The 14,403-nt window shown below is 72.3% G+C and carries 16 protein-coding genes; 3 read left to right on the top strand and 13 right to left on the bottom strand.

Annotated elements, in window-relative coordinates:
- Window positions 1–8: 8 nt before the first annotated feature.
- Both BLW76_RS14915 and BLW76_RS14910 read right to left on the bottom strand, forming a co-directional pair.
- Entirely contained in the window at window positions 9–1,178 is a 1,170-nt protein-coding gene (locus BLW76_RS14915) for a M20 metallopeptidase family protein (RefSeq protein WP_091307430.1), read from the bottom strand.
- The gene (locus BLW76_RS14910; RefSeq protein ID WP_091307429.1) at window positions 1,175–2,299 is read right to left on the bottom strand and encodes an amidohydrolase family protein; all 1,125 of its coding nucleotides are present in this window, start codon (window positions 2,297–2,299) and stop codon (window positions 1,175–1,177) included. The genes BLW76_RS14915 and BLW76_RS14910 overlap by 4 nt, the downstream gene beginning before the upstream one ends.
- Before the next feature lie 129 nt (window positions 2,300–2,428).
- Here BLW76_RS14910 and BLW76_RS14905 point away from each other — a divergent pair, with 129 nt between their 5' ends.
- Window positions 2,429–3,787, top strand: a complete 1,359-nt coding sequence (locus BLW76_RS14905; RefSeq protein ID WP_091307426.1) for a glutamine synthetase family protein — start codon at window positions 2,429–2,431, stop codon at window positions 3,785–3,787.
- On the opposite strand, the gene BLW76_RS14900 is transcribed toward BLW76_RS14905, so the two are convergent.
- The 6 genes from BLW76_RS14900 to BLW76_RS14875 form a co-directional block, all read right to left on the bottom strand.
- Window positions 3,779–4,441 carry a peptidoglycan recognition protein family protein gene (locus tag BLW76_RS14900; RefSeq protein ID WP_091307423.1) on the bottom strand — a complete coding sequence of 221 codons (663 nt, stop codon included), beginning with the start codon at window positions 4,439–4,441 and terminating at the stop codon, window positions 3,779–3,781. The genes BLW76_RS14905 and BLW76_RS14900 overlap by 9 nt on opposite strands.
- A gap of 277 nt (window positions 4,442–4,718) precedes the next feature.
- Entirely contained in the window at window positions 4,719–5,510 is a 792-nt protein-coding gene (trpA, locus tag BLW76_RS14895; protein WP_091307420.1) for a tryptophan synthase subunit alpha, read from the bottom strand.
- Complete coding sequence (gene trpB / locus BLW76_RS14890) at window positions 5,507–6,718, bottom strand: tryptophan synthase subunit beta (protein ID WP_091307417.1); 1,212 nt, start codon at window positions 6,716–6,718, stop codon at window positions 5,507–5,509. Before trpB ends, trpA begins: the two co-directional genes overlap by 4 nt.
- A complete protein-coding gene (trpC, locus tag BLW76_RS14885) occupies window positions 6,715–7,524 on the bottom strand; it encodes an indole-3-glycerol phosphate synthase TrpC (protein ID WP_091307414.1) in 810 nt (269 codons plus the stop codon). Before trpC ends, trpB begins: the two co-directional genes overlap by 4 nt.
- A 124-nt stretch (window positions 7,525–7,648) precedes the next feature.
- Window positions 7,649–8,176, bottom strand: coding sequence for a Trp biosynthesis-associated membrane protein (locus BLW76_RS14880; protein WP_091307409.1), 528 nt, complete (start codon window positions 8,174–8,176; stop codon window positions 7,649–7,651).
- 121 nt (window positions 8,177–8,297) lie between these two features.
- Window positions 8,298–9,857: an anthranilate synthase component I gene (locus tag BLW76_RS14875; protein WP_091307408.1), complete on the bottom strand. Its 1,560-nt coding sequence runs from the start codon at window positions 9,855–9,857 to the stop codon at window positions 8,298–8,300.
- Window positions 9,858–9,952: 95 nt separating this feature from the next.
- On the opposite strand from BLW76_RS14875, the gene BLW76_RS14870 reads away from it, so the two are divergent.
- Window positions 9,953–10,567 (top strand): TetR/AcrR family transcriptional regulator, encoded by a 615-nt coding sequence (locus BLW76_RS14870; protein ID WP_091307405.1) that lies wholly within the window; start codon window positions 9,953–9,955, stop codon window positions 10,565–10,567.
- Between the two features lie 261 nt (window positions 10,568–10,828).
- Here the strand turns inward: BLW76_RS14870 and BLW76_RS49125 are convergent, their stop codons facing one another.
- A complete protein-coding gene (locus tag BLW76_RS49125) occupies window positions 10,829–11,167 on the bottom strand; it encodes a hypothetical protein (protein ID WP_208613295.1) in 339 nt (112 codons plus the stop codon).
- A 434-nt stretch (window positions 11,168–11,601) separates the two neighbouring features.
- Here BLW76_RS49125 and BLW76_RS14855 point away from each other — a divergent pair, with 434 nt between their 5' ends.
- Window positions 11,602–12,435 (top strand): helix-turn-helix domain-containing protein, encoded by an 834-nt coding sequence (locus tag BLW76_RS14855; protein ID WP_091307404.1) that lies wholly within the window; start codon window positions 11,602–11,604, stop codon window positions 12,433–12,435.
- 3 nt (window positions 12,436–12,438) lie between these two features.
- Here the strand turns inward: BLW76_RS14855 and BLW76_RS14850 are convergent, their stop codons facing one another.
- From BLW76_RS14850 to hisF, 4 genes are read right to left on the bottom strand one after another with little or no spacing between them, the layout of a single operon-like run.
- On the bottom strand, window positions 12,439–12,801 hold the full coding sequence (locus BLW76_RS14850; protein ID WP_091307401.1) for a DUF1304 domain-containing protein: 363 nt from the start codon (window positions 12,799–12,801) through the stop codon (window positions 12,439–12,441).
- Window positions 12,798–13,160 (bottom strand): phosphoribosyl-AMP cyclohydrolase, encoded by a 363-nt coding sequence (gene hisI / locus BLW76_RS14845; protein WP_004561853.1) that lies wholly within the window; start codon window positions 13,158–13,160, stop codon window positions 12,798–12,800. Before hisI ends, BLW76_RS14850 begins: the two co-directional genes overlap by 4 nt.
- Complete coding sequence (locus BLW76_RS14840) at window positions 13,157–13,534, bottom strand: hypothetical protein (RefSeq protein ID WP_091307400.1); 378 nt, start codon at window positions 13,532–13,534, stop codon at window positions 13,157–13,159. The genes hisI and BLW76_RS14840 overlap by 4 nt, the downstream gene beginning before the upstream one ends.
- Window positions 13,531–14,304 (bottom strand): imidazole glycerol phosphate synthase subunit HisF, encoded by a 774-nt coding sequence (gene hisF, locus BLW76_RS14835; RefSeq protein WP_091319408.1) that lies wholly within the window; start codon window positions 14,302–14,304, stop codon window positions 13,531–13,533. Before hisF ends, BLW76_RS14840 begins: the two co-directional genes overlap by 4 nt.
- Window positions 14,305–14,403: the final 99 nt, after the last annotated feature.

Genomic DNA, 14,403 nt, shown 5'->3' with positions numbered 1-14,403 from the left:
CCGTAGCGCTAACGCACCGGAGCATCCAAGGCGGCCAGGTACCCCGCCACCAGCGCGTGCGCGACCTGGGTGACGGCTTGGTCACGCGGCAGGAACCGCTCGTCGTGCAGGCTCGGCACGCCCGCCGTGTCGCCGAGGCCGACGAACAACATCAGGCCGCGGGTCGCGCCGCCGCAGTAGTGGGCGAAGTCGTCGGCGCCGAAGGAGCGGAACCCCTCGTCCACCACGAAGCCGGCGTGGCGCAGCCACTGCTGCGCACCCGCCGCCAGCGCCGCGTCGTTGTCCAGCACCGGCTCGCACGGGCTGATCTCCAGCTCGGCCGTGCAGCCGTGGGCCCGCGCGGTGCCGTGGACGATGTCGGCCAGGGTCTCCAGGGCGCGCTCGCGGTCCTTCGTGCGCATCAGGCGCAGCGAGCCGAACGCGCTCGCGCTGTTCGGGACGACGTTCGCGGCCGCGCCGCCCTGGATGCGCCCGATCGAGCAGACCGCGCCGAACACCGGGTCGATCCGGCGGGACGCCAGCTGCTGCAGGCTCACCACCAGCTGGGACAGCGCCAGAATCGGGTCGCGCAGCAGGTGCGGGTAGCCGGCGTGGCCGCCCTGGCCGTGCATCGTGACCTCGAACTCGTCGGTCGAGGCGTTCACCGGGCCCGGCGCCGCCGAGACGACGCCGTGCGCGATCCGCGGCTGGACGTGCGCGCCGATCACCGTGTCCACCCCGTGCTCGGCCAGCACCCCGGACTCGACGACGTCCACCGCGCCGGGCGGCGAGGTCTCCTCCCGCGGCTGCAGCAGCGCCAGGATCGGCCGCGGCACGCCGACGTGCCGCGCGGCCCGGCAGACGGCGACCAGCGCCGCGAGGTGGACGTCGTGGCCGCAGGCGTGCATGAACTCGTTCCCGGACGCCCACGGCACGCCGGTGCCCTCCAGCACCGGGAGCGCGTCGAGCTCGGCGCGCAGCGCCACCGCCGGGCCCGTCCCGCCGGCCACCGGGACGGCCCGGCCGGTCTTGGCGACGCGGGTGCCGTCGCCCATGCCGAGCGCGCCGGCGACCAGGCGGGCGGTGTCCTCCTCGTCGCCGGAGCCGCGGGGGTCGGCGTGCACGGCGTGCCGGAGCTCGACGGCGGCGGGCAGTTCGGCGGCGATCGCCTGCGTCCACCGGGTCCACAGATCACTCACACGTGCTCCAAGCGGTAGATCCTCTTCGCGTTCTCGTGTCCCACCAAAGCACACAGCCGGACGGCGTCCTTTTCGGACATCGCGCCGGCGTCGAGCGCGGCCCGCACGAAGTCCGACAGGCCCTGCCGGAACAGGGCGGTGCCCAGGTGGTACAGCTCGGCCAGGCCGAAGGCGTCGGTGGAGAAGAGCACCTTCCCGAACGGCGCGATCTCCAGGAGCTCGGCCAGCACGGCCGGCGCCCGGAACCCCGCGTTGTGCGTGATGAGCCCGGCGTCGACGAACACGTGCTCGAAGACCTGCGCCAGATACGCCGCCTGGCGGTGGAACGGGTAGTTGTGCAGCAGCAGGATCGGCACCCCGCCGCCGCGGGTGGCCCGCAGCAGGCCGGTGAGCAGCAGCGGGTCGCAGCGGCGCAGGTCGACGTCGGCGTCACCGTAGCCGACGTGGAACTGCACCGGCAGGCCGAGATCGAGGCCGGTGAACACGAGCTGCCGGTGCAGCACCTCGTCGGCCAGCCTGCCGCCGCCCGCGGCGAGCCACCGCCCGGCCGCGGCTTCGACCTCCGACGCGGACGGCGGCGAACCCGCCAGTTCCAGGCCGACGCGGTAGGCCGCGATCGACTTCAGCCCGACCGCGGTCTCGGCGCGTTTCCCCAGCTCGTCGGCGAAGGCTCCGGCGAACCCACGAGCGGTCGTCCCGTGGATCACCGCTTCGGCGACCTGTTCCAGCCGGACGACGTCGTGCGCGCGGGTGCCCGCGAGCCCGGCGAACTCCGGCGTGGTGGTCAGCGCGTCCGGCAGGAACCCGCCGTCCAGGAGGAAGTCGGTCGTGCCGGTGGCCCGCAGGAACCGCCGCGCCACCTCGGCCGCGCCGAGTTCGGCCCGGCGCTCGAGGTAGACGTCGGCGTCCGCGTGCTGCGGCAGGTCGAGCACGGGTGCGCAGCGTTCGCGCACGGCCAGCCCGATCAACGAGTCGAACAGGCTCGTGCCCAGGGGCGAGGGCGCGTCGGCCTCCGTCAGCATCGCCTCGAAGTCCGCGCGGGTGACGTCGCGGGTGACGACGCCGTGGCAGTGGTGGTCCACCAGCGGCAGATCCGCGACGAACGGGAGCAAACTCCTCATGCGCCTCCGTCCACACTCGTCGGCCTCTCCCCCACCCTACGAGCGAACCCCCGGCGGCGAGACCTGGACGCGTTCCGACGGTGTCTGACACGATCTTCCCTTCTTCGCAGCGGAACGGACGGGGGCGGGATGAGCCGGCTCGATCGGGCAGAACTCGCGCAACAGGGCGCACTCCGGGCCGACGGCCTGCGCGCCGCCGGCGTGGAGCTCGTCGCGCTGACCTTCGTGGACAACAGCGGCATCGCGCGGGTCAAGGCCGTGCCGGTGGACCGGCTGTGGTCCGCGGCGGCGTGGGGTGTCGGCGCGTCGAACTCGTTCGACTTCTTCCTGGCCACCGACGACATCGTCGGCGGTGCGCATTCCCGCGGCCCGGTCGGCGACCTGCGGCTGCACCCGGACCTCGACGCGCTCGTGCCGCTGGCCGCGCAGCCCGGCTGGGCGTGGGCGCCGGCGTGGCGGTACGACCAGGACGGCGAGCCGCACCCGCAGGACGCGCGGGCACTGGCCGCGACCGCGACGGCCCGGCTCGCGGACCTGGGCTACAACGCGCGGACGGCGTTCGAGATCGAGTGGGTGATCACGGCGGCGGACGCGCCGGACGACCCGCGCTCGGCCACCGCGGGCCCGGCCTACGGCTACGCGCGGCTGTCTTCGCAGGCGGGTTACCTGCGCAAGCTGGTGGCCACGTTGGCCGCCCAGGGGGTCGCGGTGGAACAGATCCACCCGGAGTACGCGGCCGGGCAGTTCGAGGTGTCGGTGGCCGCGGGCGACCCGGTGCGCGCGGCGGACGTCGCGGTGCTGACCCGCGAGACCATCCGGACGGTCAGCGAGCAGTACGGGCTGCGGGCGTCGTTCACGCCGAAGTTCGCCCCGGACGGCGTCGGCAACGGCGGCCACGTCCACCTGAGCCTGTGGGACGGCGACCGCAACCTGTGCTCCGGCGGCGACCGGCGGTTCGGGCTCACGGAGACGGCGGAGGCGTTCGGCGCGGGGATCCTTTCGCGGCTGCCGGCGCTGCTGGCGATCGGCGCGCCGTCGGTGGTCAGCTACCTGCGGCTCGAACCGCACCACTGGGCCGGGGTGTTCCGCGTGTGGGGCCTGGAGAACCGCGAGGCGCCGCTGCGGCTGGTCCAGGGCCCGGCCGGGCAGCGTGACCGGGCGGCGAACTTCGAGGTCAAGTGCTTCGACCTGACGGCGAACCCGTACCTGGTGGTGGCGGCGCTGATCTTCGCGGGCCTGGCCGGGGTGTCGGCTCGCTCGACGCTGCCCGAGCCGGTCGACGTCGACCCGGGCACGCTCCCCGGCGCCGAGCGGCTGCCGACCTCGCTGGCCGAAGCCGTGACGGCGTTCGAGGCGGACGCGGCGCTGACGTCGGCGTTCGGCCCGGAGCTGGCGACGACCCTGGCGGACGTCCGCCGCGGCGAGCTCGACCGGCTGGGTGCGCTGCCGCCGGACGAGCTGTGCGCCGTGATGCGGTACCTACATTGACTTGAGCGCCTTGGCGACTTCGCTGCGCAGCTGCGGGAGCTTCGCGTAGAGCTTGTCGCCCGGGCATTCGGTGTTGTAGTAGTCGCGGTGGCCCTTGATCTCGTCGACGGGGATGCCGTACTGCCGGCAGATGTAGGCGCACAGCACTACGAGCGACGCCCACTGCGCCTGGGGCGGCTCGACAGCGCTGTAGAGGCCTTCGTTCTCGATGCCGATGGCGTTGGTGTTCTGCCCGGGGCAGTGCGCGCCTTGGATCATGGTGGTGCGGCCGCGCACGGTGCCGAGGCTGCCGTGCCGGCCTTCGAGCCGGTACCCGCCGCGGCTGACGCTGAAGTGCTGGCCGGAGTCCGACCAGCCGTTGTTGTCGATGTGGTCGTGCTGGGTGTCGCGGGCGATCTGGAACGCCTGGGCCAGCGAGTAGTCGGTGGTGTTGGCGCTGGCCATGTGGTGGACGAGGATCCGGTTCGCGGGGTGGTCGAGCGTGGTGAGCGCATCGGCGGGCGGCCGCGCACCCCACTCGTCACAGCTGTAGATGCGCGGCTCGGTCCCGGCGGCGCGGGCGGCGCCGGGGAGGACCAGGCCGGCAGCCCCGGCGACGGCGAGGCCGGCGGCACCGCGGAGGAAGCTGCGCCGCGGGAGGTGTGCGATGTCCATGGGCGGGACTTTGACGCGGGTGCGTACAGGTTTCGTACAAGAGGCGGTCAGGCGAGGCGGATTGTGGCATTGAAGGGCCTTGTGAGCTCGATATCCGTTTCGCCGCTCTTCGTGATGGCCGGGCAGCAGCTCGGTGCTCCGACCACGGGCTCACGACGAGGACTCCGCCGACGAGTTCGATCCGCTGCGCCAAGGTTTGTGCCGCGGGCAGGGTGAGAACCTCGTCGACGGTCCAGCGCGCCCACCGCCACCGGCAGGCCTGATCGGGCGAGGGGTGTCACGCAGGTGTGACGGCCCGGCGCACACCTTCCGCCAGCTCGGCCGACAGCGCACGAACGCCCTCGGCACCCTCGGCCGCCGCCGTGACCAGGGCCGAGCCCACGATCACCGCGTCCGCGAACGATGCCACCTCCGCCGCCTGGTCGCCCGAACGCACGCCCAGGCCCACGCCGATCGGCAACGTCGTGTGCGCGCGCGTGCGCCGCACCAGCTCCTCCGCGCCCGCGCCGACCTGGTCACGCGCACCCGTCACACCCATCACCGCGGTCGCGTAGATGAAGCCCGACGACGCCGCCGCCGTCAACGCCAGCCGCTCCTCCGAGGACGAAGGCGCCACCAGGAACGTGCGGTCCAAACCATGCTCGGAAGAGGCAGTCATCCAGGAAGAAGCCTCGTCCGGGATCAGGTCCGGCGTGATCAGGCCGAGCCCGCCCGCCGACGCCAGGTCGCGCGCGAAGCGGTCCACGCCGTAGCGGTTGACCGGGTTCCAGTACGTCATCACGACCGCACGACCACCGCGCGACGACACCGACTCCACGACCTCGAACAGGTGCTTCAACCGGAAGCCGTTGTCCAGCGCGGTCACCGAGGCGGCCTGGATGGTCGGGCCGTCCATCACCGGGTCCGAGTACGGGACGCCGACCTCGATGAGGTCCGCGCCGCCGTCGACGCACGCCGCGATCAGGTCCTTCGAGCCGTCGACCGTGGGGAACCCGGCGGGCAGGTAGCCGATCAGGGCTCCGCGGCCCTCCGCACGCGTGGCCGCGAAGAGGTCGTCCAACCCGCTCATTCGTTCACCAGTCCGAACCACTTCGCCGCCGTGTCCATGTCCTTGTCGCCGCGGCCCGACAGGTTCACCACGATCAGGCCGTCCGGGCCCAGCTCGCGGCCCAGCTCCAGCGCGCCGGCCAGCGCGTGCGCCGACTCGATCGCCGGGATGATGCCCTCGGTGCGGGACAGCAGCTTGAACGCGTCCATCGCCTCGGCGTCGGTCACCGGGCGGTACTCGGCGCGGCCGGTGTCCTTCAGCCACGCGTGCTCCGGGCCGACGCCCGGGTAGTCGAGCCCGGCCGAGATCGAGTGCGACTCGACCGTCTGGCCGTCCTCGTCCTGCAGCAGGTACGTCATCGCGCCGTGCAGGTTGCCCGGGGTGCCCTTGGTCAGCGTCGCGCCGTGGCGGTTGCCCTCGATGCCCTCGCCGCCCGGCTCCAGGCCGACCAGCCGCACCGACGGGTCGTCGTAGAAGCCCGAGAAGATGCCGATCGCGTTCGACCCGCCGCCGACGCACGCCGCGACGACGTCCGGCAGCCGACCGGCCTGCTCGAGGATCTGCTCGCGCGCCTCGGTGCCGATGACGTGGTGGAAGTTGCGCACCATCGTCGGGAACGGCGCCGGGCCCGCGGCCGTGCCGAACAGGTAGTGCGTGGTGTCGGCGTTGGTGACCCAGTCGCGCAGCGCCTCGTTGATCGCGTCCTTCAGCGTCCGCGACCCGGTCTTGACCGGGATGACCTCGGCGCCGAGCAGCCGCATGCGAGCCACGTTCAGCGCCTGGCGCTCGGTGTCGACCTCGCCCATGTAGACGACGCAGTCGAGGTCGAGCAGCGCGCACGCGGTGGCCGTCGCGACGCCGTGCTGGCCCGCGCCGGTCTCGGCGATGACCCGCTTCTTGCCCATCCGCTTGGTGAGCAGCGCCTGGCCCAGCACGTTGTTGATCTTGTGCGAGCCGGTGTGGTTGAGGTCCTCGCGCTTGAGGAACACCCGCGCGCCGCCGGCGTGCTCGCCGAAGCGCTTGGCCTCGGTGAGCAGCGACGGACGGCCCGCGTACTCACGCAGCAGGCGGTTGAACTCGTTCAGGAACTCCGGGTCGTGCCGGGCCTTGTCGTACTCGGTGGCGACCTCGTCGACGACGCCGATCAGCGCCTCCGGCATGAACCGCCCGCCGTACGGGCCGTAGTAGCCGCGCTCGTCCGGGTCGTGCTTGTCGTGCTCTGCGGTCACCGCGACGGCCTCGGGCAGGCGGGGTGGGATCCGGCGGTGACCAGCTTGACCAGGGCGCCCTTCGGGTCGCCGGAGGCCACGAGCCCCTCGCCGACCAGCACCGCGTCGGCGCCGTGACCGGCGTACGACATCAAGTCGCCCGGGCCGCGGACGCCGGACTCGGCGACCTTGTAGACGTCCATCGGCAGGCCGGGGGCCAGCCGCGAGAAGACGTCGCGGTCGACCTCGAGGGTGTGCAGGTTGCGCGCGTTGACGCCGATGACCTTGGCGCCCGCTTCGAGCGCGCGGTCGGCCTCCTCGGCGTTGTGGATCTCCACCAGCGCCGTCATGCCCAGCGACTCGACGCGGTCGAGCAGGGCGACGAGCGCGTTCTGCTCCAGCGCGGCGACGATCAGCAGCACCATGTCGGCGCCGTGCAGGCGGGCCTCGTGCACCTGGTAGGGGCTGACGACGAAGTCCTTGCGCAGGATGGGGATGTCCACCGCGGCGCGGACCGCGTCCAGGTCGGCCAGCGAGCCGCCGAAGCGGCGCTGCTCGGTGAGCACGCTGATCACGCGCGCCCCACCGGCTTCGTAGTCCTTCGCCAGCGCGGCCGGGTCGGGGATGTCGGCCAGCTCGCCCTTCGACGGGCTGCGCCGCTTGACTTCGGCGATGACGCCGATGCCGGACTCGCGCAGGGCGGCCATCACGTCGCGCGGCGCCGGGGCGGCGGCCGCGCGGATCTTCAGCTCGTCGAACGGCAGCGCGGATTCCCGCACGGCGAGATCTTCCCGCACGCCGGCGACGATGTCTTCGAGCACGCTCACCGGGCGCCCCCACCAGGGCGCGTGCTCACGGATTCACTCGCAAGGTCGCTCACAAAAACCTTCCCCTTCCCGCCGAAACGATGCTAACCCCCGCATCCGAGACGCCCGGTTCCGGGTGTGCGCGTTACTCCGAATGCCTGCCCCGGACGTCGGTCGGGTCTTCCCCTTCGGACAGGGCGTCCCACAGCTGGGCGTCGGGGTCACGGACCTTTTTCCGGGTGGCCGGAGCCGCGTACTTGGCGCCGAGCCGGGTGGCCCGGGACGCGCCCTTGACGGCGGCCAACCCGCCGGTGGCGACGAGAATTCCCCCGAGCACGACGAGCCCGCGGCCCAGCAGCATCTCCGTCACTGGCAGGCCGTCGGCGTAGCCGGAGAACCGGACCCCGGCGACGCCGAGCCAGACCGCCGCCACGCCGGCCAGCGCGAGCACCACGCCGAGCACGCGCCGCGCCCAGCCGCCGGTGGCCACCAGCCCGGCCACGCCGGCCAGTGCCAGCAGCGCCAGCGGCACGAGCGCGCTCGCCCGCTGCTCGCCGGTCTCGCGGTACAGGACGGTGCCGCGAACGCCGCCGTCGCGGAACTCGGCGAACCACGTCAGGCGTGACGCACCCCACAGGGCGAGCGCGCCGAGCAGCAGCGCGACGACCATCATCCACAGTGGACGCTTCGCCGCCGGAGCGGCCGCATCCGTGGCCGGGGCGCCGCCGGCCGCATCTGTGGCCGCGTCCCTGGCCGGCGCGGCGGCGCCCGGCTGCCCCGGCGCGTCCGGCGTGTCAGACATGCGCGGCGTCCGCGGCCGGGTCGAGGGCGCCCGCCGCCACCATCGTCTGCGCCGCGGCCACCGCCGACAGCACGGTCCGGGCCTTGTTCAGCGATTCGGTGTCCTCGTAGTCCGGCACCGAGTCGGCGACCACCCCGCCCCCGGCCTGGACGTGCGCGATGCCGTCCTTGACCAGCGCGGTGCGGATCGCGATCGCCGTGTCGGCGTCACCGGCGAAGTCGAGGTAGCCGACCACCCCGCCGTACAGCGCGCGGCGGACCGGCTCCAGTTCCTCGATCAGCTCCATCGCGCGGACCTTCGGCGCGCCGGACAGCGTCCCGGCCGGGAAGCACGCGGTGACCGCGTCGAACGCCGTCTTGCCCTCGGCCAGCTCGCCGGTGACGGTGGACACGATGTGCATGACGTGGCTGTAGCGCTCGATCTGGAAGAAGTCGACGACGCGCACGGTGCCCGGCTTGCAGACCTTGCCGAGGTCGTTGCGGCCGAGGTCGACGAGCATCAGGTGCTCGGCGCGCTCCTTCTCGTCGGCCAGGAGGTCCTTGGCCAGCTGGGCGTCCTCCTCCGGGTCGGCGCCGCGCCAGCGGGTGCCCGCGATCGGGTGGGTGGTCGCGCGGCCGTCCCGCACGGTGACGAGGGATTCGGGGCTGGAGCCGACGATGTCGAAGCCCTCCAGCCGCAGCAGGTACATGTACGGGCTCGGGTTCGACGTCCGCAGCACGCGGTAGATGTCGATCGCGTCGGCCGCGGTCGGGATCTCGAACCGTTGCGACGGCACGATCTGGAACGCTTCGCCGGCCTTGATCGCCTCGACGGCCTTCTCGACGGCCGCGTGGAAGTCCGCCTTCGACCGCTTCCGGGTGAATTCCGGCGCGGGCCGGTCGAACGCGGCGACAGTGGCGGGCGCGGCCACCTGCAGCTGCTCGGTCATGGCGGAGAGGCGGGCGACGGCGTCGTCGTAGGCCGCGTCCACGCGCTCGGGCGAGTCGTCCCAGTTGACGGCGTTCGCGATGAGCGTGACCGTGCCCTCGTGGTGGTCGAAGGCCGCGAGGTCGGTGGCCAGGAGCATGGTCAGCTCGGGCACGTCGAGGTCGCGCTCGGCCAGCTCGGGCAGCTTTTCCAGCCAGCGCACGGCGTCGTAGCCGATGTAGCCGACCATGCCGCCGGTCAGCGGGGGCAGCCCGGGCAGCGGCTCGGTGTGCAGGGCCTCGATGGTCTCGCGCAGGACTTCGAGGGGGTTGCCCTCGGTGGGCAGGCCGACCGGCGGGGTGCCGGTCCAGACCGCTTCGCCGTCGCGGACGGTGAGCGCGGCCGGGCTGCGGACGCCGATGAACGACCAGCGGGTCCAGGACGCGCCGTTCTCGGCGGACTCGAAGAGGAACGTGCCGGGCCGGTCGGCGGCGAGCTTGCGGTACACCCCGATCGGCGTCTCGCCGTCGGCGAGGACCCGGCGCACGACCGGGATGACGCGGCGGCTCTCGGCGAGGACGCGGAAGTCCTCGCGGGACGGGCTGACCGGGCCGGGACCGGTCGAACCGGCGGATGCGCTGACCATGGCCCTCATTGTGCCGGTCCGCGGACGACCGGCGATGCCGGGTGTCAAATTCAACACTCTTTGAATTTGATGGCACCGTGCGTCATGATGGAACCGTGAGCACCACCGACAACACCGAGACTACGGCCCGCCGCCGCGGCCGGCGGCCCGCGGGCCAGGACACCCGCACGGCGCTGGTCGAAGCCGCGCGGGCCGTGTTCGCCGAAACGGGCTACGACGGCGCGACCGTGCGCGCGATCGCCACCCGCGCCGGCGTCGACGCGGCCATGGTCAACCACTGGTTCGGCGGCAAGGAGGGCCTGTTCGCCCAGGCCGTCCTCGAGCTGCCGTTCGATCCCCTGGTGCTGCAGAAGGCGCTGCTCGACGGCCCCGCCGACGAGCTGGGCGAGCGGATCGTCCGCACCTTCATCACCAGCTGGGACACCGCGGGCGGCGGCGTGTTCGTGGCGCTCATCCGCAGCATCACCGGCCACGAGCAGGCCGGGCACGTGCTGCGCGACTTCTTCCAGCGGTTCTTCAGCGCGCTGATCGACTCGGTCGGCTCGGACCGCATCCCGCTGCGGATGAACCTCTGCGCGACCCAGATGGTGGGCCTGGGCATGGTCCGGTACGTCGCGAAGTTCGAGCCGCTCACCACCGAGGATGTCGAGGTACTGGTCCGGGCGATCGCGCCCAACCTGCAGCGCTACCTCACCGGCGACATCGGCTAGCCCCGCGGCCCGGTCGCGCGCACCGGGATCGCGCGCCCGCCCGCGAACAGCACGACCACCTGCCGCCCCCAGCCGCCGATCCACGGCCGACCACGACGCCGGGCGGTGCGGCGACGGCGCGCCACGCAGCGTGATGCCGCTGCCGTCGCGGTACCGGGCCTCGATCTCCGGCCCGCGCCGGGCCCACGGCCCGACCGTCACCGCCGCGATCCGCCACCCGGCGCCACCAGCCCAGCGCCGCGGTCACCACGAACCACCCCTTCACCGGTGGTCCCCGCCCTCGGTGCGCCGCGTCAGCGCGTACGCCGGCACCGCGTAGGGCCCGGGGCGGCGCGGGCCGTTCGGGAAGAGGACGACCATGTGCCGTGCCCAGCCCCCGGCCCACGCGAGCCGGTCGGTGAAGTCCGCGAGCGCGTTGGCCCCGTGCGTCGAAGACATGGCCCGCAACCGGATCCCGGTGCCTTCGCGGTAGCGGACGTGGATGTCCGGCGGGGGCCGCCGCAGGGAGCGGTGCCGGGGGACGAAGACGCGCACGATGTCGACCGTCGCGTTCCGCCACCCGGTGGCCGCGACCGCGCGGGCCCGGCCCCACCAGCCCACCGCGGCTCTTGTTCGCCTCCTTCGGCGTGCGCGCCCGGTCCGGGTCCGCGCGGTCGTAGATCACGGTGACTTTCTCGCCGACGGAGCAGGAATCCCTCGAATCACGGGCGATCTCCGCGGTCCGGGTGCCGTAGCGCACCCGGAACGTCATCCGGCCCCGGGTGTGGTGCTGCACGGAGCTCGTCGGCCGCCTTGTCGAACAGGACCAGTCCGGCGATCCCGCTGCCGGCCACGGCGATCCAACGGACAGGAGCCGTGCGCGGCGCCGATGCTGCGAGAAAAGGCACAGCGCCCGAAGGCAACCGGACGCCCGCGCCGGACGTGCAAGTGAGCAGGCAATCGTCACCCGGACGCCGGATGAAATGGCGGCGAATCGTGATTCGTGGACACCATTCGCACAATCGGGGAATCGACGGTATTCGTATCATCGCCGCATGAAGCCAACGTCTTCGGGACCCGCCGCGAGAACTCTCGCCGCTTCACTGCGTGAAGAACGCGAAGCACGCAAAATCGGTTTGCGGGCGCTCGCCGACAAACTGGGTATCCTGCCCCAGCTGCTGTCCGTCTGGGAAAAGGGACATCGCCTGCCGAGCGTCGAAGACGTGTCCGCGATCCTCGCGCTGCTCGGTGTCACCGGCGAAAAGCGCGACCGGATCCGGGCACTCGCCCGGCACACCCGCGAACCCAATTGGCTCGCGTCCGGCAACACCGACATCCCGTTCGCGCTCACCACGAAATTGGACCTCGAACGGACCGCGTCGGCCATCACGGCGTGGGCGCCGCTGATCGTGCCCGGACTGCTGCAGACCCCGGACTACATCCGGGCCATCATGGACAATTCCGCGGTCCCGATCGACCAGGCCGACCGGCAGCTGCGGGTCAGGCTGGCCCGGCAGGGAATCCTCACCGGCTACGACCCGATCCGCTTCACCGCGGTGCTCGGCGAACGGGCGCTCCAGGAGAACTTCGGCCCGCCCGGGGTGATGTCCGACCAGATCGACCACCTGCTGGCGCTGTCCGCGCGCCGGAACATCAGCCTGCGCATCGTCCCCGCCGGAATCGGCTACCACCCCGGCCTGGTCGGCCCGTTCGAAATCCACGAGTTCCCCGGCTCGCCCCCGATCGCGTCCGTCGAACACGTCTGCTCGACGGCTTTCCTCCACGAGGACACGCAGATTTCCGGGCACCAGAAAGTCGCCAAGCTCCTGCTCAAAACGGCGCTGGGCGAAGAGGAGTCCCAGGCGCTGCTGCGCGAAGCCGCCCGGTGACGGTCAGCGGGCGAGCAGCAGCGCGGCGAGCGCCAGCACGCCCGGGACCACCTGCACGAAGAGGATCTTCTTGCTGGCCGTCGCGGCGCCGTAGAGGCCCGCGACGATCACGCAGACGATGCCGTACAGCTTGAGCTGGAACCCGGTCGGGTCGCTCGCGACGAGCCCCCACACCAGCGCGAGCGCCAGGAAGCCGTTGTAGAGCCCCTGGTTCGCGGCGAGCGTTTTCGTCTGCTCCGCGAACTCCTTCGTCGTGCCGAAGCCGGCGCGAGCGCGGGGGCTCGTCCAGAGGAACATCTCCAGGACGACGATGTAGAGGTGGATCAGGGCGACGAGCCCGACCAGGATATCGGCGACGATGGTCACGCGTGCTCTTTCTCATCGGCCAGGAGGAGGCGTTCCTCGGTGTCGAAGCAGGTGTGCGTGCCGGTGTGACAGGCCGGGCCGGTCTGGTCGACGCGCAGCAGCACCGTATCGCCGTCGCAGTCGATCCGCACCTCGCGAACGTGCTGGTAGTGCCCCGACGTCTCGCCCTTGACCCACAGCTTCCGCCGGCTGCGCGACCAGTACGTCCCGCGGCGGGTGGCGAGGGTGGCGGCGAGGGCGTCGTCGTTCATCCAGGCCATCATCAGCACGTCCGAAGTGGCGTGCTCGACGACGACCGCGGCGATCAGGCCGTCGGCGTTGCGCTTGAGGCGCGCCGAGACGGCCGCGTCCAGGGTCATGCTCGGGCTCCCAGGATGTGCCGCTTGAGCGGCATCGAGTTCAGCAGGACGAACGCGTAGGCGTAACCGGCGAAGGAGAGGCCGGAGAACAGCTTGTTGAACCACAGCTCGGCACCGAGCAGCAGGAACGCGTGCAGCAGCGCGAAGACGACGGCGACGACCAGGCCGCCGATCCGCGCGCTGCCCATCTTCAGCACCAGCCCGGTGGTGACGACGCCGCCGAGGATCAGCGCGAGCGCGGGCATCCGGTAGATGTTCAGGCTCGCCCCGGCACTCAGCACGGGGATCAGGTTGAGCAGCGCCCAGGCGACGGGCAGCCCGGCCAGCAGGCCGGCGGTGACCTTCACCTCGACGGGTGCCTGCCAGGACTTCACCGGACCTCGACCCCGCCTTCGCGCAGGGCGTCCTTGACGTCCCCGATCTTCAGCTGTCCGAAGTGGAACACGCTGGCGGCGAGCACGGCGTCGGCCCCGGTCCGCACCGCGGGCAGGAAGTGCCCGACGGCGCCGGCGCCCCCGCTGGCGATCACCGGGACGCGCACCGCCTTGCGGACGAGCCCGATGAGTTCGAGGTCGAAGCCGTTCTTCGTGCCGTCGGCGTCCATCGAGTTGAGCAGGATCTCCCCGACGCCGAGCTCCTCGCCGCGGGCGGCCCATTCGACGGCGTCGATGCCGGTCCCCCGGCGGCCGCCGTGGGTGGTGACCTCGAAGCCGGAGGCGGTCGGCTCGCCGCCTTCGGGCACGCGCCGGGCGTCGACGGACAGCACGATGCACTGGGCGCCGAACCGCCGTGACGCCTCGCTGAGGAACTCGGGCCGCGCGATGGCGGCGGTGTTGATGCTCACCTTGTCGGCCCCGGTCCGCAGCAGCCGGTTGACGTCGTCGTTGCTGCGGACGCCACCCCCGACCGTGAGCGGGATGAAGACCTGCTCGGCGGTCCGGCGGACGACGTCGTAGGTGGTTTCGCGGTCGCCCGAGGACGCCGTGACGTCGAGGAAGGTGAGCTCGTCGGCGCCCTCGGCGTCGTAGCGCCGGGCCAGCTCGACGGGGTCACCGGCGTCACGGAGACCGGCGAAGTTGACACCCTTCACCACCCGGCCCGCGTCGACGTCGAGACAGGGGATCACCCGCACCGCGACAGACATGCCCACCAGCGTAGTCATGGGGCCCGGGCGACCCGCGATCCGGCATCCGCTGTTCACGCCCCGGCCACCCGGTCCGGCTAGGTTCCGCGCGTGCGCAGA

The sequence above is a fragment of the Amycolatopsis tolypomycina genome (assembly GCF_900105945.1).
Taxonomy (GTDB): Bacteria; Actinomycetota; Actinomycetes; order Mycobacteriales; family Pseudonocardiaceae; genus Amycolatopsis; species Amycolatopsis tolypomycina.
Note: the sequence above shows the minus strand (reverse complement) of the source record. Positions and strands in the feature narration are given on the sequence as shown.